At 73.0% G+C, this 24,137-nt stretch carries 18 protein-coding genes; 11 read left to right on the top strand and 7 right to left on the bottom strand.

The window, feature by feature from the left end; genetic code table 11:
* Window positions 1-83: 83 nt before the first annotated feature.
* The 4 genes from Q1V71_RS06910 to Q1V71_RS06895 are packed head-to-tail and all read left to right on the top strand — an operon-like array spanning window position 84 to window position 4,082.
* Window positions 84-1,397, top strand: coding sequence for a branched-chain amino acid ABC transporter permease (locus Q1V71_RS06910; protein ID WP_300642153.1), 1,314 nt, complete (start codon window positions 84-86; stop codon window positions 1,395-1,397).
* A 9-nt stretch (window positions 1,398-1,406) separates the two neighbouring features.
* Entirely contained in the window at window positions 1,407-2,387 is a 981-nt protein-coding gene (locus Q1V71_RS06905; protein ID WP_300642150.1) for a branched-chain amino acid ABC transporter permease, read from the top strand.
* A complete protein-coding gene (locus Q1V71_RS06900; protein WP_300642147.1) occupies window positions 2,377-3,342 on the top strand; it encodes an ABC transporter ATP-binding protein in 966 nt (321 codons plus the stop codon). Before Q1V71_RS06905 ends, Q1V71_RS06900 begins: the two co-directional genes overlap by 11 nt.
* Complete coding sequence (locus tag Q1V71_RS06895; protein ID WP_300642144.1) at window positions 3,339-4,082, top strand: ABC transporter ATP-binding protein; 744 nt, start codon at window positions 3,339-3,341, stop codon at window positions 4,080-4,082. Before Q1V71_RS06900 ends, Q1V71_RS06895 begins: the two co-directional genes overlap by 4 nt.
* A gap of 192 nt (window positions 4,083-4,274) precedes the next feature.
* On the opposite strand, the gene Q1V71_RS06890 is transcribed toward Q1V71_RS06895, so the two are convergent.
* Window positions 4,275-5,540 carry an ABC transporter substrate-binding protein gene (locus Q1V71_RS06890; RefSeq protein WP_300642141.1) on the bottom strand — a complete coding sequence of 422 codons (1,266 nt, stop codon included), beginning with the start codon at window positions 5,538-5,540 and terminating at the stop codon, window positions 4,275-4,277.
* Between the two features lie 191 nt (window positions 5,541-5,731).
* Window positions 5,732-6,478: a DUF554 domain-containing protein gene (locus Q1V71_RS06885; protein ID WP_300642138.1), complete on the bottom strand. Its 747-nt coding sequence runs from the start codon at window positions 6,476-6,478 to the stop codon at window positions 5,732-5,734.
* A 114-nt stretch (window positions 6,479-6,592) separates the two neighbouring features.
* On the opposite strand from Q1V71_RS06885, the gene Q1V71_RS06880 reads away from it, so the two are divergent.
* Entirely contained in the window at window positions 6,593-7,168 is a 576-nt protein-coding gene (locus tag Q1V71_RS06880) for a GNAT family N-acetyltransferase (RefSeq protein WP_300642136.1), read from the top strand.
* A 33-nt stretch (window positions 7,169-7,201) separates the two neighbouring features.
* On the opposite strand, the gene Q1V71_RS06875 is transcribed toward Q1V71_RS06880, so the two are convergent.
* Complete coding sequence (locus tag Q1V71_RS06875; RefSeq protein ID WP_300642133.1) at window positions 7,202-7,627, bottom strand: PaaI family thioesterase; 426 nt, start codon at window positions 7,625-7,627, stop codon at window positions 7,202-7,204.
* A 92-nt stretch (window positions 7,628-7,719) separates the two neighbouring features.
* Between Q1V71_RS06875 and polA the strand changes: the two genes are divergently transcribed.
* The gene (polA, locus tag Q1V71_RS06870) at window positions 7,720-10,410 is read left to right on the top strand and encodes a DNA polymerase I (protein ID WP_300642130.1); all 2,691 of its coding nucleotides are present in this window, start codon (window positions 7,720-7,722) and stop codon (window positions 10,408-10,410) included.
* 9 nt (window positions 10,411-10,419) lie between these two features.
* Here the strand turns inward: polA and Q1V71_RS06865 are convergent, their stop codons facing one another.
* On the bottom strand, window positions 10,420-11,712 hold the full coding sequence (locus Q1V71_RS06865; protein ID WP_300642127.1) for a polysaccharide biosynthesis protein: 1,293 nt from the start codon (window positions 11,710-11,712) through the stop codon (window positions 10,420-10,422).
* 59 nt (window positions 11,713-11,771) lie between these two features.
* On the opposite strand from Q1V71_RS06865, the gene Q1V71_RS06860 reads away from it, so the two are divergent.
* Both Q1V71_RS06860 and Q1V71_RS06855 read left to right on the top strand, forming a co-directional pair.
* Window positions 11,772-13,544 (top strand): hypothetical protein, encoded by a 1,773-nt coding sequence (locus Q1V71_RS06860; protein ID WP_300642124.1) that lies wholly within the window; start codon window positions 11,772-11,774, stop codon window positions 13,542-13,544.
* A 47-nt stretch (window positions 13,545-13,591) separates the two neighbouring features.
* Window positions 13,592-13,747: a hypothetical protein gene (locus Q1V71_RS06855; protein ID WP_300642121.1), complete on the top strand. Its 156-nt coding sequence runs from the start codon at window positions 13,592-13,594 to the stop codon at window positions 13,745-13,747.
* Between the two features lie 88 nt (window positions 13,748-13,835).
* Here Q1V71_RS06855 and Q1V71_RS06850 read toward each other — a convergent pair whose 3' ends face one another.
* On the bottom strand, window positions 13,836-15,029 hold the full coding sequence (locus Q1V71_RS06850; protein WP_300642118.1) for a glycosyltransferase family 4 protein: 1,194 nt from the start codon (window positions 15,027-15,029) through the stop codon (window positions 13,836-13,838).
* Between the two features lie 26 nt (window positions 15,030-15,055).
* On the opposite strand from Q1V71_RS06850, the gene Q1V71_RS06845 reads away from it, so the two are divergent.
* Together Q1V71_RS06845 and Q1V71_RS06840 are read left to right on the top strand one after the other, a co-directional pair.
* Window positions 15,056-15,808, top strand: coding sequence for a class I SAM-dependent methyltransferase (locus tag Q1V71_RS06845; RefSeq protein WP_300642116.1), 753 nt, complete (start codon window positions 15,056-15,058; stop codon window positions 15,806-15,808).
* Window positions 15,805-20,019, top strand: coding sequence for an alpha-(1->3)-arabinofuranosyltransferase family protein (locus tag Q1V71_RS06840; protein WP_300642114.1), 4,215 nt, complete (start codon window positions 15,805-15,807; stop codon window positions 20,017-20,019). Before Q1V71_RS06845 ends, Q1V71_RS06840 begins: the two co-directional genes overlap by 4 nt.
* Here the strand turns inward: Q1V71_RS06840 and Q1V71_RS06835 are convergent.
* The gene (locus tag Q1V71_RS06835) at window positions 19,902-21,125 is read right to left on the bottom strand and encodes an acyltransferase (RefSeq protein ID WP_300642111.1); all 1,224 of its coding nucleotides are present in this window, start codon (window positions 21,123-21,125) and stop codon (window positions 19,902-19,904) included. The two genes, Q1V71_RS06840 and Q1V71_RS06835, sit on opposite strands and share 118 nt — an antisense overlap.
* Window positions 21,122-22,987 carry a hypothetical protein gene (locus tag Q1V71_RS06830; RefSeq protein WP_300642108.1) on the bottom strand — a complete coding sequence of 622 codons (1,866 nt, stop codon included), beginning with the start codon at window positions 22,985-22,987 and terminating at the stop codon, window positions 21,122-21,124. Before Q1V71_RS06830 ends, Q1V71_RS06835 begins: the two co-directional genes overlap by 4 nt.
* 139 nt (window positions 22,988-23,126) lie before the next feature.
* Between Q1V71_RS06830 and Q1V71_RS06825 the strand changes: the two genes are divergently transcribed.
* The gene (locus Q1V71_RS06825; protein ID WP_300642105.1) at window positions 23,127-24,044 is read left to right on the top strand and encodes a DUF3068 domain-containing protein; all 918 of its coding nucleotides are present in this window, start codon (window positions 23,127-23,129) and stop codon (window positions 24,042-24,044) included.
* The last annotated feature ends 93 nt before the right edge of the window (window positions 24,045-24,137 follow it).

The raw sequence follows: 24,137 nt of genomic DNA, 5'->3' as shown, positions 1-24,137 counted from the left end.
TGGACCTGCGCCGTCATGACGTGAGGGCGCCGTCGTGTGTGCAGTGCAGAGTCAGTCCAGAGGCACGGAGGACCGAGAGCTCCATGAGATCAACGACCAGGCTGGGGTGGCCTGCCGCGCACCGCGCCCTCGCCCTGCTCCTGCTGGCCCTGGGCCTGCTCGCGCTGCTGGGCCCGGTGCAGGCGTCGGCGGCCGAGGACGACCCCTACAAGATCGCCGGCAACGTCCAGTTCGAGGGCGAGGCGATCGAGGGCGTCACCATCACCGTCGACGGTCCGGGTGGCGCCCAGGTGGTCGAGACCGGGCCCGAAGGCAGGTGGAACGTCGGCGTCCCGGAGGCCGCCGAGTACACCGTCACCCTCGACGTCGACACGCTCCCCGAGGGCGTCACGCTCGACGACCCCGAGGACGACTCGCCGGAGACCAAGGAGGTGACGCCCAACGTGCCGTTCGCGCCGAAGGCGGTCAACTTCTTCATCGGTGAGGGCGACCGTGAGTCCACGGCCTTCGGTGCACAGCTGGCCCAGCGCCTGGTGCAGGGCGTCAACTTCGGCCTCATGCTCGCGCTGGCCTCCGTCGGCCTCTCGCTCGTCTTCGGCACGACCGGCATCTCGAACTTCGCGCACGGCGAGATGGTCACCTTCGGTGCCGTGATGGCCCTCTGGATCGGCGGCACTGCCTTCCTCGGCGCCTCGCTGTGGATCGCCCTGCCGGTGGCGGTGCTCATCAGCGCCCTGTTCGGGCTGTTGATGGACGTGGTCGTCTGGAGACCGCTGCGTCACCGCTCCGTCGGCGTGGTCCAGCTGATGATCGTCAGCATCGGCCTCTCCCTGGCGATCCGCTACCTCTTCCAGTACTTCATCGGCGGCGGCACCGAGCAGCTGCCGGGTGCCTCGGCTGAGCGCATCGACATCATCGGCCCGATCCGGCTGACCAGGGTCGACCTGGCGTCCATGGGTATCGCCATCGCGGTCATCGTCGCCTTCGCGCTGTGGCTGCTCTACTCCCGACTGGGCAAGGCCACCCGAGCGATCTCCGACAACCCCGGGCTGGCCGCGGCGTCCGGCATCGACGTGGACTTCGTGGTCCGGGTCGTCTGGGTGATGGCCGCCGCGCTCGCCGGCCTCGCCGGCGTGCTGTACGCCTACTACCGGCCGGGCATCAAGTGGGACATGGGCACCCAGGTGCTCCTGCTGATGTTCGCGGCCGTCACCCTCGGAGGCCTGGGGACGGCCTTCGGTGCCCTCATCGGGGCGATCATCATCGGCATCATCGTCGAGACGTCGAGCCTGTTCATCCCGGCCGACCTGCGGTTCGCCTCCGCCCTGGCGATCCTCATCGTCATCCTGCTGGTCCGGCCACAGGGCATCCTCGGCCGTCGCGAGAGAATCGGATAGGAACCCGAGATGGACTGGAGCTCGATCCTCAACCAATCCGCGTCGTCGATCATCTCGACGACGACGATCGCCTACGCCCTCGCAGCCGTCGGCCTCGGCGTCCACTTCGGCCAGGCCGGCCTGCTCAACATGGGTGTCGCCGGCTTCATGGCCGTGGGTGCCTACGGGTATGCCATCTCGATCCTGACCTTCGGATTCCCGTGGTGGCTGGCGGCCCTGACGGCGTTGTTCGCCTCGGTGGTCTTCGCCCTCATCCTCGGCATCCCGACCCTGCGGCTGCGCGGTGACTACCTCGCGATCGTGACCATCGCCGCGGCCGAGGTGCTGCGGTTGCTCCTGCTGACGGTCGCCTTCGACGACGTCACGGGCTCGGCCGACGGTCTCTTCGGCTTCAGCGGCAGCTTCGACGAGTCCAACCCGCTCCCGGAGGGCGACTACGGCTTCGGCCCGTGGCAGTTCAACGAGACCACGCTGTGGCCGGTCATCGTCGGCGCGGTCCTGCTGACGCTCTCGGTGCTGCTCGTGTGGGCGCTCATGCGCAGCCCGTGGGGCAGGGTGCTGCGCGGCATCCGCGAGGACGAGGACGCCGTGCGTGCCCTCGGCAAGAACGTCTTCGCCTACAAGATGCAGGCGCTGGTCCTGGGCGGGGTCATCATCGCCGCGGGCGGCATCGTCTACACGCTGGGCTCCAACGCCAGCCCCGGCGTGTACGTCACGTCGCTCACGTTCTTCGTCTACACCATCGTGCTGCTGGGCGGCGCCGCGACGATCTTCGGACCCGTGCTGGGCTCGATCATCTTCTGGGTCCTGCAGTACTTCCTGAGCAACCTGATGCCGGCTCTCGTCGATGCAGGCGTCCTGCCGTTCATGACCGCGAACCAGGCGGGCATGGTCAGGTTCATCCTCGTCGGTGTCGGCCTCATGCTGCTCGTGGTCTTCATGCCCCAGGGCATCATGGGCAACAAGAAGGAGATGACCTTTGTCAAGTGATGCGCTGGCGCCACGCGCCAAGTCCACCGGGCTCCACCAGGGCGAGGCCGCCCCGGGGTGCGCCAAGGTCGACCCGATCCTCGTCGCCGACGGCGTACGACGCACCTTCGGCGGCATGACCGCCGTCGACGTCGAGCACGTCGAGATCCCGCGCGGTGCCATCACGGCGCTGATCGGACCCAACGGCGCCGGCAAGACCACCTTCTTCAACCTGCTCACGGGCTTCGACACCCCCGACGCCGGCTCGTGGTCCTTCGAGGGCCGCTCGCTGGCGGGCGTCTCGGCCTACAAGGTCGCGCGGCGTGGGCTGGTGCGGACGTTCCAGCTGACCAAGGCCCTCGGCCTGCTCACGGTGCTGGAGAACATGAAGCTCGGGGCCACCGGGCAGCGCGGCGAGCGCTTCTTCACCAGCCTGGTGCCGGGGATCTGGCGGGCCCAGGACCAGGCGATCGAGGAGCGGGCCCACGAGCTGCTCGCGCGCTTCAAGCTCGACACCAAGGCCGCCGACTACGCCGCCAGCCTCTCGGGCGGGCAGCGCAAGCTGCTGGAGATGGCGCGGGCCCTGATGTCCGAGCCCACCCTGGTCATGCTCGACGAGCCGATGGCCGGTGTGAACCCGGCGCTGACGCAGTCGCTGCTCGACCACATCCTCGGTCTGAAGGACCAGGGCATGACGGTGCTCTTCGTCGAGCACGACATGCACATGGTCCGCCACATCGCGGACTGGGTCATCGTCATGGCCGAGGGGAAGATCGTCGCCGAGGGCGACCCCACGTCGGTCATGGCTGACCCGGCGGTCATCGACGCCTACCTCGGGGCGCACCAGGACGTGGACCTCGGTGTCGTCACCGGCAGGGTGACGGGCACGCCGGAGCAGCAGGCGCAGGCGGAGGCCGAGCGCCTCCGGCTCGAGGCCGAGGCCCGCGACGAGGTCGAGCAGGAGGAGAACAGGTGAGCGCGCCAGTGCAGGAGACCCGGAACGTGGTCGTCGCCGTCAAGGACGTCCACGCGGGCTACCTGCCCGGGGTCAACATCCTCAACGGGTGCTCGCTCACCGCGCACGAGGGCGAGCTGATCGGCATCATCGGACCCAACGGTGCGGGCAAGTCCACCCTGCTCAAGGCGATCTTCGGCATGGTCCAGGTCCGGGAGGGGAGCATCACCCTCGAGGGCCAGGACATCACCGGCCTCAAGGCCAACAAGCTGGTCGCCAAGGGCGTGGGATTCATCCCGCAGACCAACAACGTGTTCCCCTCGCTGACGATCGAGGAGAACCTCCAGATGGGGCTCTACCAGAACCCCAAGGTCTACCCCGAGCGCCTGGAGTTCGTCACCGGCATCTTCGCCGAGCTCGGGAAGCGGCTCAAGCAGCGTGCCGGCTCGCTGTCGGGTGGTGAGCGCCAGATGGTCGCCATGGGCCGAGCCCTGATGATGGACCCCAAGGTGCTGCTGCTCGACGAGCCCTCCGCGGGTCTGTCGCCGGTGCGCCAGGACGAGGCCTTCATCCGGGTCTCGGACATCAACAAGGCCGGCGTCACCTGCATCATGGTCGAGCAGAACGCCCGCCGCTGCCTGCAGATCTGCGACCGCGGCTACGTCCTCGACCTCGGGCGCGACGCGCACACGGGCTCGGGACGCGACCTGCTCGACGACCCGAAGGTCACCGAGCTCTACCTCGGCACCCTCGGGAAGTAGCAGAGCCACCTCAGCAGCGCAGACGGCCCGGGTCCCCACGGACCCGGGCCGTCTGCCGTCTGCCGCATGCGCTCTGCTGTCTGCTTGTCCGTCGTGCAGGGCGTCGGTCCGCCCCAGGACGGCGAACGGCCCGGGACCCTCGTGGGTCCCGGGCCGTCGCCGGTGCGTCAGACGACGCCGGTCACAGCTGGCTCAGCCGGTGAAGGCGGAGTAGTTGTTGTCCTCGCCGTACTGGTAGATGCCGATCGTGGCGTCCTGCGGGTCGCCCACCTCGTCGAAGGTGATGGGCCCGGAGATGCCGTCGTAGTCGGCGGTGCCGCCCCCGAGGATGATCTCGGCGCAGTCGGCGAAGGTCGTGCACTTCTCGCCCTCGCCGGTGCCACCGGAGACCTCCTGCAGCTTGGCGGCGATGTCGGCCGGGTCGGTCGAGTTGGCCTCGAGCGCGGCCAGGGCGAGCAGGTTCACGGCGTCGAAGGACTCCGCGGCGTAGCTGAACTCGTCCAGGCCCTTCGGGAACTGGCCCGACTCACGGGCGTAGGCGTCGAGGTCCTCGGTGAAGTCGGCGAGGGAGTCGATCGACAGGCCGGGCAGGGTGCCCTTCGCGCCGGTCAGCGAGCCCTCGGGGAACTGGTCGCCGAAGTTCGACAGGTTGCCGTCCACGAAGTAGAGGTTCTCGGCCGGGAACTCACCGAAGAGGCTCGGCAGGATCGTGGCGACCTCCTCGAACGTGATCAGCGCGATCGCGTCCGGGTTGGCCGCGAGCACCGCGTTGACCTGGGAGTCGAACGAGGTGTCGCCGGTGTTGTAGGTCTCCATCGCGACGACCTCGCCGCCGGCGCCCTCGAAGGCCTCGGTGACGTAGCGCGCCAGGCCGGTGCCGTAGGAGTCGTTGAGCACGATCATGCCCAGCGTCGACGCGCCGTCGGCGGCGATCAGGTTGCCCAGCACGTCGCCCTGCAGCACGTCGGAGGGCGCGGTGCGGAAGTACAGCCCGTCGTCCTCGTAGGTGGTGAAGGCGTCGGAGGTGTTGGCGGGGGAGAACTGGATCACGCCCGCGTCCACGACCTGGTCGATGAACTGCAGCGAGGTGCCGGACGAGGCGGCACCGATGATCGCGGAGACGTCCTCGCCGAGCAGGCGCGGGATCTCGGACTCGTAGGCCTTGTTGTCGGTGTCGCCCGAGTCTCCGTAGATGATCTCGAGGTCCAGACCCGTGTCGGCCTCCTCGATCAGCGACGCGGCGTACCCGACGCCCGCCTCCTCCGGGGGGCCGAGGAAGGCCAGGTTGCCGGTCTGGGGCAGAGCGGTGCCGAGCTTGAGGTCCAGGTTGACCTCGCCGGTCGCGGCAGGAGTGTCCTCGCCACCGTCCTCGGCGTCGCTGTTGTCCTCGCTGCCGCACGCGGCCAGCACCAGCATGGCCGAGGTGGCTACCGCGGCGAGGCGCATCGTGTGGGTCATCCGCATAGTGGTGTCTCCGGATCCTTGACTGATCTCTCCCTGCCCCGGTCGGGCATTGTGGGCACACTAGTGAAGAGCGGGTGCCTGCGGGGGTCGTTGCAGGAGCGAGGCGCGGATGTGCCCGAAACGTAACAATTCGGCTGCGGCCGGCCCGAACGCCCCAGGTGGGGCACCGGTATCCCCGTGCGGGGTCAGCCGACGGCCACGACCAAGGACGTCAGCAGCGGGGCGACGAGCAGTGCCGGCAGGAGGTCCGCGACGGCGACCTCGCGGATCCGGAGCAGGCGGAGGGCGACCCCCACGAGCAGGACGCCGCCGGTGGCCGTCACGGCGGCGAGCTGCGCGGCGGGGAGCACGTCGCCGAGCACCGCTCCGAGCAGGGTCAGCGAGCCCTGGACGGCCACCACCGTGATCACGCTCGCGGCGACGCCCCAGCCGAAGGCCGCCGCGAAGGCGATCGCAGCGAAGCCGTCGAGCGCCGACTTCAGCAGCAGCTGGTCCGCGCCGTCCCCGAGTCCCTCCTGGAGCGAGCCCAAGATGGTGAGGGGGCCGGTGCAGAAGACCAGGGAGGCCACGACGAAGCCCTCGACGAACCGGGCGCGGTCCGCGGAGCTCTCGCTCCCGACGAGCCGTCGCTGCACCCAGGCGCCCAGCCGCTCCACCCCCTGCTCGAGGCCGAGCAGGGAGCCGGTGATCCCGCCGATGAGCACTGCGCCCAGCACGATGAGCATCGGCGCCGCGTCCCCGACCGCGTCGGAGAGCTCGGGGGACAGGACCGCCATCGCCGAGGTGGCCGCGATCAGGAGGGTGACCAGGCCGAGCCCGTCGGTGACGAGGTCGCGGGTCCGCACCGGCAGGCGGTTGCCCAGCAGCACCCCGATCCCGCAGCCCAGCAGCACGGTGGCCACGTTGACCAGCGTGCCGGTTCCGACGACCACATCTGCTCCTGGAGGTAAAGACCGGACTGGTCCGGTGTCGCCCGGGCCCGGACCGAGCGTAATCTTGGGCGGTCCCCCCGGCTTCCCCCGCTCTCCCGGCAAGGCAGGTGCTGCATGAGTCGTCCTCTGGTGCACCTGCGCAGCGCTGGGGTCGAGGACGCGTTGTTCCTCGCCGAGGTCTGGGCCGACGCCCTGCGTCGCGGGGACCGTCAGGAGCAGGTCAACGACCTCGAGCTGGTCATCAAGGACTCCCTGGACTCCGCGGAGCAGCGGATCCTGGTCGCGGAGGTCGACGGCGTCCCGGCGGGTGCCGTCCTGCTCCGGGTCACGACGCTGACCCCGCTCAACCTCGAGCCGGTCGTGCAGGCCGTCTCCCCGCACGTGCTGCCCGAGTTCCGCCGCCGCGGTGTCGGCCGGATGCTCGTCGAGGGCGCGGTCGCGTACGCCGAGGAGCTGGGCGTCGCCCACGTCGCGACCGGTGCGCAGTCCGGCTCGCGCGACGCCAATCGCTTCATGGCCCGCCTGGGCCTGGGGCCGCACGCGGTGCTGCGCGTGGCGCCCACCCACGTGGTGCGGGGCAAGGTCGAGGCGCAGCGCCCGCCCATGGAGCGGCACCGCGACCGCTCGCGGGTCCAGCTGCTGGCCGCCCGCCGCTCGCTGCGCCGCCAGCAGGCCGAGCAGCAGGACTGAGGGGACCGGCAGGCCGAGCGGCCGCCGGACCGACTACATCCCGACCTTCTCCTTGGGGACGAGCGCGCAGGTGATGCGGCTGGTGCACAGCCGCTTGCCCCGCTCGTCGGTCACGACGATCTCCCAGGTGGCGCTGGTGCGCCCGAGGTGGGCCGGCGTGGCCGTCCCGGTCACGATCCCCGAGGTCGCGGAGCGGTGGTGGGTGGCGTTGATGTCGACGCCGACGGCCACCCGGTCGGGGTGGGCGTGGATGGCCGAGCCGATCGAGCCCAGCGACTCCGCGAGCGCGATCGAGGCGCCGCCGTGCAGCAGGCCGTAGGGCTGGGTGTTGCCCTCCACCGGCATCGTGGCCACGATCCGCTCCGGGCTGACCTCCACGAGCTCGACACCGAGCTTCTCGTTCAGGCCACCCATGCCGTGGGGCAGGGAGGCGAGGTACTCCTCGATGCTCTCGCTCATGCGCACAAGGTAGCCGTGCCCCCCGAGCGCCTCCCGCTCAGGTGTGACCAGGGTGTCGTCGCGATGTCGGAGGTGCCGACTAGGTTGGACCGGTGCCCGAGACGACGTCCCGCCCCCGGCTCCTGCTGCTCGACGGCCACTCGCTGGCCTACCGCGCGTTCTTCGCGCTGCCGGTGGAGAATTTCTCCACCACGACCGGGCAGCACACCAACGCCGTCTACGGCTTCACCTCGATGCTCATCAACGTGCTGCGCGACGAGCAGCCCACCCACGTGGCGGTCGCCTTCGACGTCTCCCGCCAGACCTTCCGGCTGCAGGAGTACTCCGAGTACAAGGCCAAGCGCAACAAGACGCCCACGGAGTTCTCCAGCCAGCTGCCGCTGATCGAAGAGGTCCTCGACGCCCTCAACATCCCGTTCCTGAAGAAGGACGGCTACGAGGCCGACGACATCATCGCGACGCTGGTGACCGAGGCGCTGGCCGAGGAGGACATGGAGGTCCTGATCCTCACCGGCGACCGCGACTCCTTGCAGCTGGTCACCGACCGCTCCACCGTCCTCTACCCCATGCGCGGTGTGTCCGACCTGGCGCGGATGACCCCGGCCGCGGTGGAGGAGAAGTACGGCGTGCCCCCGCACCGCTACCCCGAGCTGGCCGCGATCGTGGGCGAGACGTCCGACAACCTCCCGGGCGTGCCCGGGGTCGGCCAGGGCTTCGCGGCGCGGTGGCTGACGACGTACGACGGGCTGGACGGCGTCATCGACAACGCCGACAAGATCACCGGCAAGAAGGGCGAGGCGCTGCGCGAGCACCTCGGCGACGTCATGCGCAACCGCCGGCTCAACGCCCTGGTGCGCGACCTCGACCTCGAGCTGCACCCGCGGGACCTGGCCCTGCGGCCCTGGGACCGGCAGGCCGTGCACCAGCTCTTCGACGGCCTGGAGTTCCGGGTGCTGCGCGACCGGCTCTTCGAGACCCTGACCTCGGAGGAGGAGATCGACGACTCCGGCTTCGAGCTGGCCGGCACCCGGCTGGGCGCCGACGAGGTCGCCCCGTGGCTGGCCGAGCACGCCGGCGCCCGCACCGGTGTGAGCGTCCAGGGCACCTGGCGCGCCGGGACCGGGGAGGTCTGGTCGCTCGCCCTGGCCACCGACGACGGGTCGGCGGCCTGGTTCGACGCTGCCGAGCTCACGGTGGGCGACGACGCGGCCGTCGCCGCGTGGCTGGGCGATGCCTCCGCACCCAAGGTCCTGCACGATGCGAAGGGCCCCATGCTGGCGCTGGCGGCTCGCGGCTGGCCGCTGGCCGGCCTGCAGAGCGACACCGCGCTGGCGGCCTACCTGGTGCGACCCGACCAGCGCTCCTACGACCTGGCCGACCTCACGCTGCGCTATCTCAAGCGGGAGCTGCGCCAGGGGGCCGCCGACGACGGGCAGCTCAGCCTCGACACCCTCGACTCCGACGAGACCTCCGGCGCCGCAGAGACCGCGATGCTCAACGCCCGCGCCGTGCTCGATCTCGCCGAGGCGCTCGACACCGCGGTCGAGGAGCACGGCGGCACCGAGCTGATGGCCCGCGTCGAGCTGCCGCTGGTGCACCTGCTCGCCACCATGGAGACGGTCGGCATCGCGGTCGACACCGACCACCTGGAGTCGCTCGAGGAGCACTTCTCCACCGAGGTGCGCCAGGCAGCCGAGGAGGCGTACGCCGTCATCGGCAAGGAGATCAACCTCGGCTCGCCCAAGCAGCTGCAGGTGGTGCTCTTCGACGAGCTGGACATGCCGAAGACCAAGCGCACCAAGACCGGCTACACCACCGACGCCGACGCCCTGCAGGCGCTCTACGTCAAGACCGAGCACCCGTTCCTGCTGCACCTGCTGCGGCACCGCGACGTCATCCGGCTGCGCCAGACCATCGAGGGCCTGCTCAAGACCGTGGCGCCCGACGGCCGGATCCACACGACGTTCAACCAGACGATCGCGGCCACGGGCCGGCTCTCCAGCACCGACCCGAACCTGCAGAACATCCCGATCCGCACCGAGGAGGGGCGACGCATCCGCGAGGCCTTCGTCGTCGGCGAGGGCTACGAGTCGCTGATGACGGCCGACTACAGCCAGATCGAGATGCGGATCATGGCCCACCTCTCCGAGGACGCCCTGCTCATCGAGGCGTTCCGCTCGGGCCAGGACTTCCACTCCATCACCGCGGCGCGCGTCTTCGACGTCCCGGCCGACCAGGTCTCGGTCGAGCAGCGGGCCAAGATCAAGGCGATGAACTACGGCCTGGCCTACGGCCTGTCGGCGTTCGGCCTGGGCCAGCAGCTCGGGATCGAGCCGGGCGAGGCGCGCGGGCTGATGGATGAGTACTTCGAGACCTTCGGCGGGGTCCGCGACTACCTCGCCGGGGTGGTCGACGAGGCGCGGCGCACCGGGTTCACCGAGACCCTGCGCGGGCGCCGCCGCTACCTGCCCGACCTGACCAGCGACAACCGCCAGCGCCGCGAGATCGCCGAGCGGATGGCGCTCAACGCCCCCATCCAGGGCTCGGCCGCCGACCTGATCAAGGTCGCCATGCTCGACCTCCAGGACGGCATCGCCGCCGAGGGCCTGCGCTCGCGGATGCTGCTGCAGGTCCACGACGAGCTCGTGCTCGAGGTCGCCACGGGGGAGGGGGAGCGGCTCGAGGCCCTGGTGCGCCAGCACATGGGCGGAGCCGCCGACCTGCTGGTGCCGCTCGACGTCTCGGTCGGCACCGGCCGCTCCTGGCACGAGGCGGCTCACTGAGGGCTGGTCTCAGTCCTCGGCCACCGGCTCCTTCAGTCGCCAGAGGCTGATGAGCAGCAGCGCGAGGAAGAGCGCGCCGTCGACCGCGACGACGATCGCGGCCAGGCTGCCGAGGTGGGCGGCCTGGCTGCTGAGCACCACGAGCGCCACCACCGCCAGCCACACGAGGTACGTCGTGCGGGTGCCGCGCCGGGCCAGCACCGAGTAGACCAGCAGCTGCAGCATCGCGAGCAGGGTGCCGAGGACCGCGAAGACCCACAGCCGCGACTCGACGTCGGCGTACTCCGCGCCGCCGACGAAGACCATCGCGACACCGCTGAGCAGCCAGGCCGCGAGGGTGCAGAAGATCCCGAGCAGCGCCACGAGCGTGAGGCTGCGCAGCAGCGCGCGGCGTCGCTGCGCCGGGGTGGACATCGCGGGGAAGGCGACGACGACCACGAACTGCGGGAGGAACAGCACGGCCTTGGCCAGGATCAGGCCGGCGGCGTAGAGCCCCGCCTCGCGGTCGTCGAGCACGTTGCGCGCCACGACGATGTCGAGGTTGGAGAGCACGAAGAAGGCGAGCAGGGCCAGCGACGCCGCGCCGGTCTCGCGCACCACCAGCCGCCCGGTGTGCTCCTCGCTGTGCCGGTCGGCGTCGCGTGCGTGCAGCCCCGGGCGGCGCAGGGCCAGCCAGCCGACGATCGCGGGTGCGAACATCGCGAGCATGACGCCGAGCATCGCCGCCGACTCGGTGGGGGAGACCACGATGCAGGCGGTGCCGACCACGACGCGCGCCAGGCCCATCGCGAGGTAGACCCCGGCCAGGGAGAACCACCGGCGCTCGCCCTGCAGCACCCCGGACTGCCCGCCCATGATCGTGAGCGGGACCGCCGAGACGGCGAGCAGCACCGCCGGGACGATGCTGTCCAGGCGCAGCACCGTGTGCACGACGGGGGAGAGGACCAGCATGAGCAGGCCCAACCCCAGGGCCGCGCGGTAGGTGACGCGCAGGACCATCCGCTCGATCTGGCCGACGTGCTCGGGCTCGGCGGAGATCCGCCGTGCCCCGGTGGCCTGCAGGCCGAGCTGCAGCACCGCCACGACCATCAGCAGCGCCATGAGCGAGGCGACCGCGCCGTACTGGGTGGGGCCGAGCAGGCGTGCGGCGATCATCTGGAACGCGTACGTCGCGACGTTCATGACCGCCATGGCGATCGCGATGCCGGCGCTGCTGCGCAGGAGGTCGCGCAGCGGGGGCAGTCGGCGCTGGCCGTGCTGCCCGCCCGAGGCTCCCGAGGCCTGCGCTGCGGTGGTCGTCACCCGTCGAGCGTAGGTGAGGCGGGGCCTCGCCGTGGCCGCGGGCGTGCTTTGCTCTGGGGGTGACGACGCCCGACCCGCCTCGCTGGTGGGTGCGGGCCGTCCCGGTGGCGTGGTCCTCGCTGCTCGCGGTGCTGCTGCTCGGCCCGGCCCTGGGACCGGGCTACGTCCTGTCCTTCGACATGGTGTGGGTCCCGGACCTGGTCCTGCGCGCCGACGTGCTCGGCGTCGGCAGCAGTCTGCCTCGCGCGGTGCCCAGCGACGCGGTGGTCGCGGTGCTCGACGAGGTGCTGCCCGGAGCGCTGCTCCAGGACCTGGTGCTGCTCGCTGCCCTCGTCGTCGGGGGACTCGGGGTCGACAGGCTGCTCGTCCCGCTCGACCTCGGGCTCGCCGCGCGGCTCGCGGCGCTGACGCTGTGGCAGTGGAACCCGTACGTCGTCGAGCGGCTGGTCCTGGGGCACTGGCCGGTGCTCGTGGGCTACGCCGCGCTGCCGTGGGTGCTGCACGGCGCGTCGCGCTGGCGGGCCGAGGGGCGTTGCCCCGCGTGGCTGCTGCTCGTGGTGCCGCTCGGCAGCCTGAGCGTGAGTGCCGGACTCGCGACCTCCCTCGCCCTCCTCGTGGTGCTGGCCGCCGGCCGCGCGCAGGTGCGACGGCTGCTCGCGGCCGGCGGCCTGGCCCTCGCGGGCCAGGCGCCGTGGTTGGTCTCCGGGCTGCTGCACGCGGGCGCCGCCGTGACCGACGGCGAGGGGGCTGCGCTCTTCGCGCTGTCCGACGAGGGACTGCTGCCGGCGCCGCTGGCCGCGCTCTCCGTCGGTGGGGTCTGGAACGCCGCGGTCGTGCCGGACAGTCGTGAGGGCGTGCTCGCGGTCGTCGGGCTCCTGGTGCTCTCGGTCCTGGCCGCGCTCGGTCTGGCGTCGCTGCTGCGGGGACGGGGCACGTCGGCGCGGGCCCTCGCGCGACCGCTGGCGGTGCTCTGGCTGGTCGGCTGGGCGCTCGCGGTGCTGACCTGGGCCGCACCCGGGGCGGTGCATGACCTGTCGGAGGTGCTGCCCGGCGCCGGGGTGCTGCGGGACGGTGCACGCCTGCTGCTGCTGTGCGTCCCGCTGCTCGTGCTGCTCGTCGCCCTCGCGGTGGACGATGCTGCCCGTCGGCTGCGCGCTGTGCCGCTGCCCGCCCCGGCCGTGGTCGTGCTGGTCGGGGCGCTGGTGCTGTTGCCCGTCACGGTGCTGCCGGACGCCGCGCTCGGGGTCGCGGGGCGGCTCGACGCCGTCGAGTACCCGTCGTCGTACGCCGGTGCTCGCGCGGCGCTCCAGGAGGCGGCGCCCGACGGGGACGTCCTGGTGCTCCCGCTGTCGAGCTACCGAGCGCCCGACTGGAACGGCGGGCGCCCTGTGCTCGACCCGCTCCCGCGGCAGCTGGTCCCCGTCCCGATCGCCTCCGACGACCTGGTGGTCGACGACGTGACCGTCGCCGGTGAGGACCCGCGGGTGCGCGACGCGCGGGCGGCGCTGGCCCAGCCTGACCCGGCCTCACGAGCCGCCGCACTGGGACGGCTCGGCATCGCGGCGGTCGCCGAGGACCTCACCGCGCCCGGGCCACGGGCCGACGTGGCGGGGGAGCAGGTGTGGGCCGACGAGCGACTGCGGGTGGTCGTCCTGCCACAGGTGGAGCCCCGCAGCGTGCCCACCGGCTGGGTCGTCGTGATGGTCCTCGCCTGGGCGGCGTACCTCGGGCTCCCGACCACCGGTCTCGTCCTCGCGCTGGTCCGGCGTCGGCGCGGTGTCGACCGATCTCGTGGTGCTTCCCCGACGATGCGCGGGAAATTGTCCGGATAGCGCCGCGGACTGCTACGGTCTTCTTACCTTTGAGGGAGGGTGAATCAGTGGGAACCATTCTTGGCACCGTGGCGGCGATGATCGTCGGCGGAGCGGTCGCAGCAGTGACCGTGGTCGGCGTCGTCTCGTCGCAGACGAGCCCGCAGGGGGACTCCCCGGCGAACGTCAACGCACCCGTCGTGCAGTACGGCGCCACGCAGTAGCGTCCGAGCACGACCAACGCCAGGCCGGCAGCCCTCGGGCTGTCGGCCTCGTGGTGCTCCCGGGGCGCGGGCCTGGGGGCCGGGGCGGCTACGCGCGCCGCGGACGGCCCCACGGCCGGGTGGCGCCCGGGTCGTCGGCGTCGGTGATGCGCCCCTCGAGCCGGGCGGCGACGACGGAGGCGAAGGAGAGCTGGCTCTGGGTCCACGTGAAGCGGTGACTCACCTCGAGGGCGCCGGCCGAGAGCCGGCGGCGCAGGAGCTCGTCGGTCAGCACCCGACGCAGCGCCTCGGTGAAGTCGGTCTGGCTGTCGACCAGCAGGCCGGAGTGCCCGTCCTCGATCGACTCCTGGGTGCCGCCGGCCGCGCGGTAGGCGACCGCCGGGGTGCCGTGCATCCCCGCCTCGCCGATGACCAGGCCCCACCCCTCCTTGAGCGAGGGCAGTGCCAGCACCCAGGCCCGCTCGTAGACCTCGTGCTTGTGCTCCTCGCTGACGTGGCCCTCCAGGACGACGCAGTCCGAGGCACCCCTCTTCGCGACGTACGACGCCAGCTCGGCCTCCCACCAGCCCGACCCGACCACGTGCAGGGTCAGCCCCGGGATCTCCTCGCGCAGGGCGACGACCGCGTCCACGGCGTGCTCGACCTGCTTGTGGGGGACGAGGCGACCGACGACCGCGACCATCGGCGCGGGGCTCTTGCCCGGGTCGACGGCCTGGTAGGGGTCGGTGCCGTTGTGCACGACCGCGATCCGGTGCGCGTCAACCCCGAGCTCGACCAGCTCGGCCCGCGTGGCGCGGGAGACCGCGACGTACTGCTCGTGGCGGTAGAGCCGGGGCGCGAACCAACGCTCGATCCACCAGCCGACCCGGCCGGTGAGGCCGGGGTAGACGACCGGCCACTGCTCGCGGTGCACGTGGTGGACGAGGACGACCAGCGCGGCGCGGGTGACCAGCCGGGAGAAGAACGGCAGCCCGTTCTGCACGTCGACGACCAGGTCGACCCGACCGTGCGGTCCGTCGAGGTCCCCGCGGCGCAGGGCGCGCATGCCGGCGGCGTACACCGAGAGCTTGCCGCCACGCCGCACGAAGCGGATGCCGTGGCGGACCTCCTCGGGCGGGGCCGCGGCGTGGGCGGCGCAGAAGATCGTGACGGTGCAGCCGCGCTCGACCAGGCCCTCGGCCATCTTCTCGAGGTAGCGCTCAGCGCCGCCGCCCTCCGGGTTGGCGGTGTCGCGCCAGCTCAGGAAGACGACGTGCCGACCCTCCAGCGACCCCTCGTCCATCCGGGCGACCATATATGGTCCGGGGCGTGCCAGCCGCGTCCGCAGAACCCTTCCGCGCGACGCTGCGGCGCTCGGTGCACCTGCTGCGGGAGTTCCGCCACGAGCAGCCCGACCCGGCTCGCTTCTACACGGCGCTGGCCCAGGACTCCGCTGCGCAGGTCGAGCACTACGAGCCGCTCGAGGGGCGGCTGGTCTTCGACGTCGGCGGCGGTCCCGGCTTCTTCCGTGACGCCTTCCGCGAGCGCGGCGCGACCTACCTCGCGCTCGACTCCGACGTGGGCGAGCTGTCCGGGCTGGGCGACATCGCCGCCGGCACCGTCGTCGGCAGCGGGATGCAGCTGCCGCTGCGCAGCGGCAGCGTGGACGTCTGCTACTCCTCCAACGTGCTCGAGCACGTGCCCGAGCCCTGGACGATGGCGGCCGAGATGGTCCGGGTGACCCGGCCGGGCGGCCTCGTCTTCATCAGTTACACCGTGTGGTTCGGCCCCTGGGGCGGCCACGAGACCGCCCCGTGGCACTTCCTCGGCGGCATGCGGGCCCGCCGCCGCTACGCGCGCACCCACGGCCACGAGCCGAAGAACCGTTTCGGCGAGTCGCTCTTCGCCGTGACGGTGGCGGCCGGTCTGCGCTGGGCCCGCGAGCAGCAGGCGGCAGGCACGGTCGAGGTCGTGCACCTGACCCCGCGCTACAACCCGTGGTGGAGCCGGTGGCTGCTGCGTGTCCCCGTCGTGCGCGAGCTGGTGACCTGGAACCTCGTCCTGGTCCTGCGCAAGAGATGACCCGCTTCACCCTCCGCCTGCTGGCCGGCTGCGGGCTGCTGATGGGCCTGGCCTTCACCCAGGATCCCGGCTACCTCGTCGCGGACACCAAGTTCGACCTCGTGGCCGCGCCCGCCGACTTCCTGCAGCGCGCGCTGCACCTGTGGGACGGCGAGGGCGCCTTCGGCCAGCTGCAGAACCAGGCCTACGGCTACCTCTTCCCGACCGGGCCGTTCTTCCTCGCGGGCGTCCTGGCCGGGATCCCTGGCTGGGTCGTCCAGCGGCTGTGGTGGGGGCTGGTGCTGGCCGTCGCCTTCGCGGGCGCCGCGCGCCTGGTGCGGGCCCTCGGGGTGCGCAGCGACCTGGCCTGCCTGCTCGCCGGGGCGGCGTACGCGCTCTCCCCGCGGATGCTCACCACGTTGGGCCCGATCTCCAGCGAGAGCTGGCCGATGGCGCTGGCGCCGTGGGTGCTGCTGCCGCTCGTGATCGGCTCGGAGCGGGGGAGCCCGCGGCGCGCGGCCGCCGGGGCCGGGCTCGCGGTCGCGCTGGTGGGCGGCATCAACGCCGCGGCGGCCTTCGCCGTCATCCCGCTCGGCGCGGTCTGGCTGCTGACCCGCACCCCGGGTCCGCGCCGTCGCGCGCTGCTGCTGTGGTGGCCGGTCTTCACCCTCGTCGGCACGCTGTGGTGGCTGGTGCCGCTGGTCCTCATGGGCGCCTACAGTCCTCCGTTCCTGCAGTGGATCGAGACCGCCTCGGTCACCACCTTCCCCACGACGCTGGCCGACGCGTTGCGCGGCACCTCCAACTGGGTCGCCTACGTCGACACCACCTCCCGGGCCGGGCGCGACCTGCTCACCACGCCGTACCTCGCACTCGACGCCGCGGTGCTGCTCCTCCTCGGGTGCGCCGGCCTGATGCTGCGCAGCAACCCCCACCGCGCGTTCCTCGTGCGGGGGCTGCTGCTCGGGCTGCTGCTGGTGACGCTGGGCCACCAGGGCTCCGTGGCCGGGTGGGGCGCCGCGACGCTGCAGGAGCTGCTCGACGGCGTGCTGTCGCCGATCCGCAACGTGCACAAGTTCGACCCGGTGGTGCGGCTCCCGCTGGTCATCGGCCTGGCGTACGTCGTGGACGCGCTGCGCGCCCGGGCCGGTGCCGCCGGGGCTGCGGCCCCGCGCACGGAGCGGGTCAACCGCTGGGTGCTCACCGCGACGGCGGTGGCCGTCGTCGCCGCGGGTGCCGTGCCCGCCCTGGTCGGGCGGATCGCGCCGGCGCAGCCTGTGGTGGCCGTCCCGGGCTACTGGGGTGCCGCCACCCGGTGGCTGGAGGAGCGGCAGGTCGAGGACGGCGACGCCACCTCGCTGCTGGTGCCCGGCTCGACCTTCGCCCGCTACCAGTGGGGCTCTCCCGACGACGAGCCCGCGCAGTGGCTGGCCGACTCCCGGTGGGCCGTGCGCAACGTGGTGCCCCTGGTCCCGGCCGGCGGCGTGCGGACGCTGGACGCCTTCGAGCGGCGGCTCGCCGAGGGCCGCGGGTCCGCGGGGCTGGCGCAGGCGCTGGCCCGGGCCGGCGTGCGCTACCTCGTCGTGCGCAACGACCTCGCCCGCGCCGACGACGTCCCGGACCCGCTGCTCGTGCGCCAGGCGCTCCAGGACTCGCCCGGGCTCGCGATCGCCGAGGCCTTCGGGCCGGTGCTCGGTGGTGAGGCCCGGCTCGAGGGCGTCGACGGCGACCGGGTCGTGGTCGGCGGTGGCTGGCAGGCCCGCTACCGGGCGGTGGAGGTGTGGGAGGTCGACGGCGCCGACCGGGCCGTCCTCGCCGAGGACCTGCCGGTGGTCGTGGGCGGGCCCGAGGACCTCGCCGACCTGGGCGACCTCGACGTCCTCGACGAGCGGCCGTCGGTGCTCGCCGTCGACCTGCCGGAGGACCTGGCGGGGGAGTCGGCGGCCGACCTGCGCGCCGCCCTCGGCCCGCTCGTCCTCACCGACGGGCTGCGGCTGCGCGAGCACGCCTTCGCCCGCATCCACGACGGCGACTCCGCGGTGCTCACCGGGTCCGAGCCCCGCCGCAACGGCAACCCGACCCGCGACTACCTCCTCGGCGACGGGACGCAGGACCACGACCGGTGGTCGACCCGTGCGGTGCTCGAGGGCGTCGCCTCGGTCGACGCCTCCTCGGCGGGCGCCTTCGCCGACGCGTTCGGTCCCGTGCGCCGCGGTGAGCACCCGTGGGCCGCGCTCGACGGCGACCCGGCCACCGCGTGGCGCACCGCGCGGCTCGCGGCCGGCACGCCGTGGTGGGAGGTCCGGCTGGAGGCCGCCCGCAGCCTCACCTCCGTGCAGGTGACCGGCGGGCCGGACGCCGCGGAGGACCAGCGCATCCGGGTCGTCACCGACGCGGGCGCCACGCAGGAGCTGCCGCTGGGGCCCGGCCAGACCCGCACCGTCGGCCTCGACGCCGGCAGCACGACCCGGCTGCGGGTCGAGGGCGTCGTCGACGACCGGCCGCTGTCGCTGGCCGAGGTCGACCTCCCCGGGGTCACGGTCTCCCGCCCCTGGGCGCTGCCGGCCCTGCCCGAGGAGTGGCTGGCCGTGTGGGACCAGCCCGACGCCATCGCGCTGCGCGCCGACCGGGACGCCCGGTCCGGCTGCGTCGTCGTGGGGGACCTGCGGCGCACCCGGCAGGAGGTGCGGTGCGCTGCGCGCGAGGCCGTCGCCGACGAGGAGCCCGGCGGGATCGACCGGCTGGTCACCCTCGCCGGCCAGGCGTCGTACGACGAGGTGGCGCTGCGCGGGCGACCGCGACCTGGCCCCGCCCTGGACGCGCTGGTCGTGGAGGGCCGCGCCATCGCGGCGCGCGCCTCCAGCACCGCCGTCGCCGACCCGCGCGCCGGCGCGCTCGCCGCGATCGACGGCGACCCGGGGACCGCCTGGATCGCCGATGCGGACGACCCGTTCCCGACGCTGGACGTCTCGTGGCTCGAGGAGCGCGACGTCACCGCCCTGCGGGTGCGGCTGGACCCCGACACCGCGGCCGCGCGACCCTCCCGGGTGCGCCTGACCTGGCCCGGGGGGACCCGCGTGGTCGCTCTCGACGAGGGGCGCGCCGCGCTGTCCGCCGGTCTCCGCACCGACCGGCTGACCATCCAGGTGCTCGACACCGAGCCGACGCGCGACCTCGGCTTCGACGGGGAGGGCCGCGCGGTGGGCGCGGGCATCGGCGAGCTGCGCCTGCGCGGCGTGCCGTTCGAGCCGCTCAAGCCGTCCTTCGAGACCCAGCGCTACGCCTGCGGCACCGGGCCCGACCTCGAGGTCGCGGACCGGGAGCTGCGCACGCGGGTGGTCGCCTCACCGGCACAGCTGCTGCGCGGCCAGGGGGTGGACCTGCTGCCGTGCGGCACCGAGGCCCGGGACGACCGGACCGTCACGCTGCCCGAGGGCACCACCCGGGTCCGGCTGCGCGACAGCGACGCGGTCGAGGCGCTGTCGGTGGTGCTCGGCGCCCTTCCCTCGGGCCCGGACCCAGCGGTCCTCTCCGGCCGCGCCGAGGCGGCTCGGCGGACTTTCGAGCTGCCGGCCGGCGACGGCGGAGTCCTGGTCTCCCGCGAGAACACCAACCCCGGGTGGACCGCGCGCCTGGACGGCACCACCCTGGCGGGGCTCACGGTCGACGGCTGGCAGCAGGCCTGGCTGGTGCCGCCTGTCGAGGGACCCGTGGGTGCCCCGGGGGAGGAGCGCGTCGTCGTGGCGACCTTCGAGCCCGACACCCCCTACCGCCTCGGTCTCCTCGTCGGCGGGCTCGCCCTGCTCGGGCTGCTGCTCGGCGCGCTGGTCGCCGTGCGCCGGCCACAGCCCGCGGGTCCGCCGGCGCTCGGTGCGCGCCGGCACGGCCCGGCGGTCGCCGTGGCCACGGCGCTGGTCGCGGCGGGGCTGCTCGCGGGCACCACGGGCGCGGTGGTCGCCGCCCTCACCGCACCGGTGGCGCTGCTGCTCGCCCGCCGGGCGCGCGATGCGGCACCGTGGGTGCTCGCCGCGCCGCTCGTGGCGGTCGGCTCGGCGTACGCCGTCCGGCCGTGGTCGGACCCCGCCGGCTGGTCGGGCGACCTCGCCTGGCCGTCCTACCTGGTGCTGGTGCCGCTGGTCGGCGCGCTGGTGCTCGCCGGGGACCCCGGGCGGCGGCGGCTCAGTGGGTGGCGCCCCTTCAGGCGCAGCGCCGGCCGCTCGACCAGCCGGTAGGCCAGCTCCGCGGCGACCAGGCTGACGCCCAGCACGGTGAGCCACAGGGGCCAGAAGGGGGCGGTGAAGACCTCCCACGTGGTCAGCGCCACGACGAGGTGCAGCACCGGCACGTGCAGGCAGAAGAGCCCGTACGACGTGTGACCGAGGTGCCGGGCCGCCGGGTGCAGCAGGATCCGGTCGAAGACGGCCGGCTCGGCGGGGACGTCGCGCAGCACCGCGGGCAGGACGACCAGTCCGCCGATGGCGGCGTACAGCAGGTTCTTGGTCAGCGCCTCGGCGTCGGTCGGCGGCGTGAGGACCAGCGGGCCGGCGAGCGGGGTCGTGGAGACCAGCAGGAGGCCCAGCGCGAGCAGCCAGCACACCCCGGGCTGCGCGGCGAGCGCGCGCAGACCGGCGAGGACCCGGCCGCCGCGGCCGGCGCGGTGCAGCACCGAGGCGAGCGCCAGCGCGATCCCGACGGCGAACCAGTCGAGGTAGCCGGGCAGCCACTGCGGGGTGGCGACCATCCGGTCCCCACCGGCCCGGGCGGCGCCGTCGAGGTGCCACCACACGGACACCGCGACCAGCACGGCGAGCACCGCGAGGAGCCGGGCCGGCCGGAGGCGTCGCCCCACGGCCAGGAGCATGAGCAGCGGCAGCAGGAGGTAGAAGTGCAGCTCCACCGCCAGGCTCCACATGTGGGTCAGCCCGGCGGGGAACGTCGCGTCAACCAGGGTCGAGGCCAGCAGGTACGTCGCCACGCGGTCGCCCCAGCCCAGCTCGGCGTTGGCGTCGATGAGCGCGAGCGCCAGGGTCGCGGTGAGGACGTACACCGGCAGGATGCGCAGCGCCCGCTTCCACAGGTAGTGCCCGGTCGCGGGGGCGGGTCGACCGGCGAGTGCCCGGACCAGCCAGCCGCGGGAGAGCAGGAAGCCGCTCAGCACGAAGAACAGCGCGACGCCGACGTCGAGCCTGGCCAGGAGCGCCCCGACCGTGCCGTCGCGCTGGTAGCTCGCCGACCAGAAGCCGACGTGCGTGGTCAGCACCGCCAGCGCACCGACGGCCCGCAGCGCGTCGACGTGCGGGAAGGCCTCGTCGACGACCTCGGGCGGGGAGACGGTCACCGGTCCTCCTCGAGCTCGCCGACCTCGACCTCGTCGACGCAGAGGGACTCGCCCGCGGGCAGGCCTCCCAGCTCGACCTCGTCGAAGGCCCCCTGCACGCGCACCAGCACCTCGCCCAGGCCCTGGGTCACCGGGGCGGGCACGGGCTCGGAGCCGGCCACACGCACCTCCACCTCGCCGTCGAACGAAGACAGGTAGCCGATCCGCAGCCACCACTCGATGTCGATGGTGCCGGACTCGAGCGGGATCGCGCGCGGGGACTCCCGGATCCGCCATCCGCAGCCCTCCTCGGGACCGGGCTCGCTGACCAGCACCGGGTCCACGACAGCGCGACGCACGGCGCCGCCGGCGTCGAGCAGGTGCGGTGCCGCGCTGGCCCGGGGGAAGCGGACGGTGTCGGACAACAGCGGCAGCAGCATCGGAGTGGTGTTGCTGGGAAAGAGGAAGCCGGGGACGACCGACGCCGGCACCACCTGGTCCACCATGTCGGTGACGCCTTCCCCTGCCAGGTCGAGCCGCGCCGTGGTGAGGTAGTCGCGACCCGGGTGGTCCGAGTGCCAGACCTGGACGTAGCGCCACGAGGAGGCGAGTCCGCCCAGCGCCACCGCCGCGACGAGCACGCCGAGCGCGGGGACCTCCCAGCGCCGTGACCGGGCCGAGGGACGTGCGCCGCTGCTGCCGGGGGCGCCGGGCAGGTCGAGGAGCGCCAGTCCCAGGCAGAGCACGGCCACGGGGAGGAGGTCGGTCAGGTAGCGCAGCTCGGCTCCGATCACCCCGCCCACGTCCTGTGCCCGGCTCGTGAGCACGAGGAGGTAGGCCGCGGCTGCGTAGCCGGTCAGCACGACCCAGGCGCGCCAGGTGCGGGTCCGTCGCCTGGCCAGCCACACGGCTCCGAGCACCAGTACCGCCCACGAAGCGGCGACGGCGAGGAGGGGCGGGTCGGCAGTCGCGACCGGGGGGTTGTCGGTGGCCCAGCGCCACGGGCCGCCCAGCAGAGCCGTGGGCAGGGACGTGCCGAGCATCTCGCGCGCCAGGTCCCAGGCGACCGCGCGGTCGCCGTCCTCACCCAGGGCCTGCGGGACTCGCACCGAGTAGTAGACGGCGTACGCCGCCGCGAGGGCGCCGAGCGCCAGGGCCGCCGGCCAGGCGCGACGCACGGCCTGCCGCACGCGCTGTGCCGCCCCGCCCTCGACGAACCAGCCGAGCAGCAGCGCCGTGAGCAGCAGCAGCACCAGCGCGGTCTTCACGTACGCCGTGAAGCCCACCAGCAGGATCACGGCCGTCGCCCCCAGCCATCGGAGGCGACTCGTGCGCAGGTAGGTCACCCAGGTGGCCACGCTCGCCCACATCACCGCCTGGAGCGGCACCTGGTTGAGCGCGGCCGCCCACCACATGGTCGCGGGAAGCACGAGGGCAGAGGTCAGGTAGACGGCCAGCAGGGGGAGCACGGCCGTTCGCGCGCCGAACAGGACGACCAGGGCGACCAGGCACGCGAGGCCGGCCAGCGCGGAGGCGACCAGCGTCGTGGTCGCTGCGACCCCCCAGCTCTCCTGTCCCGAGCTGGTCACCCACCGGGCCATCAGCCGGCCCAGTGGCATCAGCTGGGAGTCGAAGGGTTCCAGGAGCGCGGCGGGCGAGCCCTCGCTGCCCGCTGGCGCCAGTCCCAGGGCGTCGGCCGCGAGGCGGTGGTCGTCGTTGTAGAACCACGAGCCGTAGAGCGCCCAGGCCCGCCCCGCGGTGTGGAGGGCCACGATGAGCAGGCCCACGATCCACACGGTCTCCGCGGTCCGGGGACCACCCGCGGCCTCGCCGTCGGGGACCGCTCCGCCGTCGCGCAGGGTGTCCGAGTCCTCCGTCAGCACGGCGCGAGTGTGGCACAGCGGCGCGCCGGAGGATCTGCGGACTTGTGGCGGATGCCACGAAATCCCGCGCGGTGCAGTAGCGTGGAACAGATGCGTGTCCGTCCTCGGGGAGGGGATGGACTTCTCTGGGGAGGGAATTGTGCGTAGCTGGATCGGCCGTATCTGCATCGGCCTCGGAGGGTTCCTCGTCGTCGCCGGGTTGCTCGGCCTCGTCTGGGCCCCTGGTGTCGTGGAGCGGACCCCGCTCGACGTGAACACCACGACCTACCTCGACGGCGAGGCGGGCAAGATCGACGTCTCGACGGGCGAGCTCGTGCGCAACCCGATCTACGCGATCAGCGTGACGAGGACCGACAGCGAGGTGTCCACCGACGACACCGTCGCCTGGGTCTCCTCCAGCTGCGTGATGATCGACCGCGGCGGCGAGCGTGTCTGCGAGGACGGCTCGGCGGACATGATCACCGCCGGTGTCGACGTCTTCGCCACCGACCGCCACACCGGTCTGGCCGTCAACGAGGGCATCGACCTCCCGGCCGACGCCACCCCGCACGAGGGCCTGGTCAACAAGTGGCCCTTCGACGCCCAGCAGGAGACCTACCCCTACTGGGACGGCACCCTGGGCCGCACCGTCGACGCCGAGTTCGACCGCGTCGACGAGGTCGACGGCATCGAGGTCTACGTCTACTCCGTCACCGTGACCCGCAACGCCGCCGAGGTGGCTGCGGACACCAACGGCTTCTACTCCACCTCCAAGGAGATCTGGGTCGAGCCGATGACCGGCGCGATCCTCAACCAGACCGAGAACCAGCAGCGCTGGCTCGAGAACGGCACCCCCGTCCTCGACCTGCAGCTCGCCTTCACCGACGACCAGGTCCTGGAGTCCGCGGCGGACGCACGCGACAACATGTCGCTGCTGACGCTGGTCACCTCCACGATCCCGCTCGTCGGGCTCATCGGCGGCCCGATCCTCCTCGTGGTCGGCCTGGTCCTGGTGCGCCGCCGCAAGCAGGCTCCCGCCGCGCACCACCCGCGGGAGATGGCCGCCGCCGGTCGCTGACCCGCACGCCACGCCTCACCGGGGCCGCACCTGTCGTACGACGGGTGCGGCCCCGGTCGCGTGCGGGCCCATGTCCGGGCCCGTGTCCGGGCC

Source organism: Nocardioides sp., from assembly GCF_030149505.1.
Taxonomy (GTDB): Bacteria; Actinomycetota; Actinomycetes; order Propionibacteriales; family Nocardioidaceae; genus Nocardioides.
The sequence above is the reverse complement of the archived record's forward strand: the minus strand, read 5'-3'. Positions and strand labels throughout refer to the sequence as shown.

Coding starts and splice junctions, on each gene's coding strand:
- Q1V71_RS06910 (WP_300642153.1), top strand. CDS start 84: ATGAGATCAACGACCAGGCTGGGGTGGCCTGCCGCGCACCGCGCCCTC.
- Q1V71_RS06905 (WP_300642150.1), top strand. CDS start 1,407: ATGGACTGGAGCTCGATCCTCAACCAATCCGCGTCGTCGATCATCTCG.
- Q1V71_RS06890 (WP_300642141.1), bottom strand. CDS start 5,540: ATGACCCACACGATGCGCCTCGCCGCGGTAGCCACCTCGGCCATGCTG.
- Q1V71_RS06880 (WP_300642136.1), top strand. CDS start 6,593: ATGAGTCGTCCTCTGGTGCACCTGCGCAGCGCTGGGGTCGAGGACGCG.
- Q1V71_RS06875 (WP_300642133.1), bottom strand. CDS start 7,627: ATGAGCGAGAGCATCGAGGAGTACCTCGCCTCCCTGCCCCACGGCATG.
- Q1V71_RS06850 (WP_300642118.1), bottom strand. CDS start 15,029: ATGGACGAGGGGTCGCTGGAGGGTCGGCACGTCGTCTTCCTGAGCTGG.
- Q1V71_RS06840 (WP_300642114.1), top strand. CDS start 15,805: ATGACCCGCTTCACCCTCCGCCTGCTGGCCGGCTGCGGGCTGCTGATG.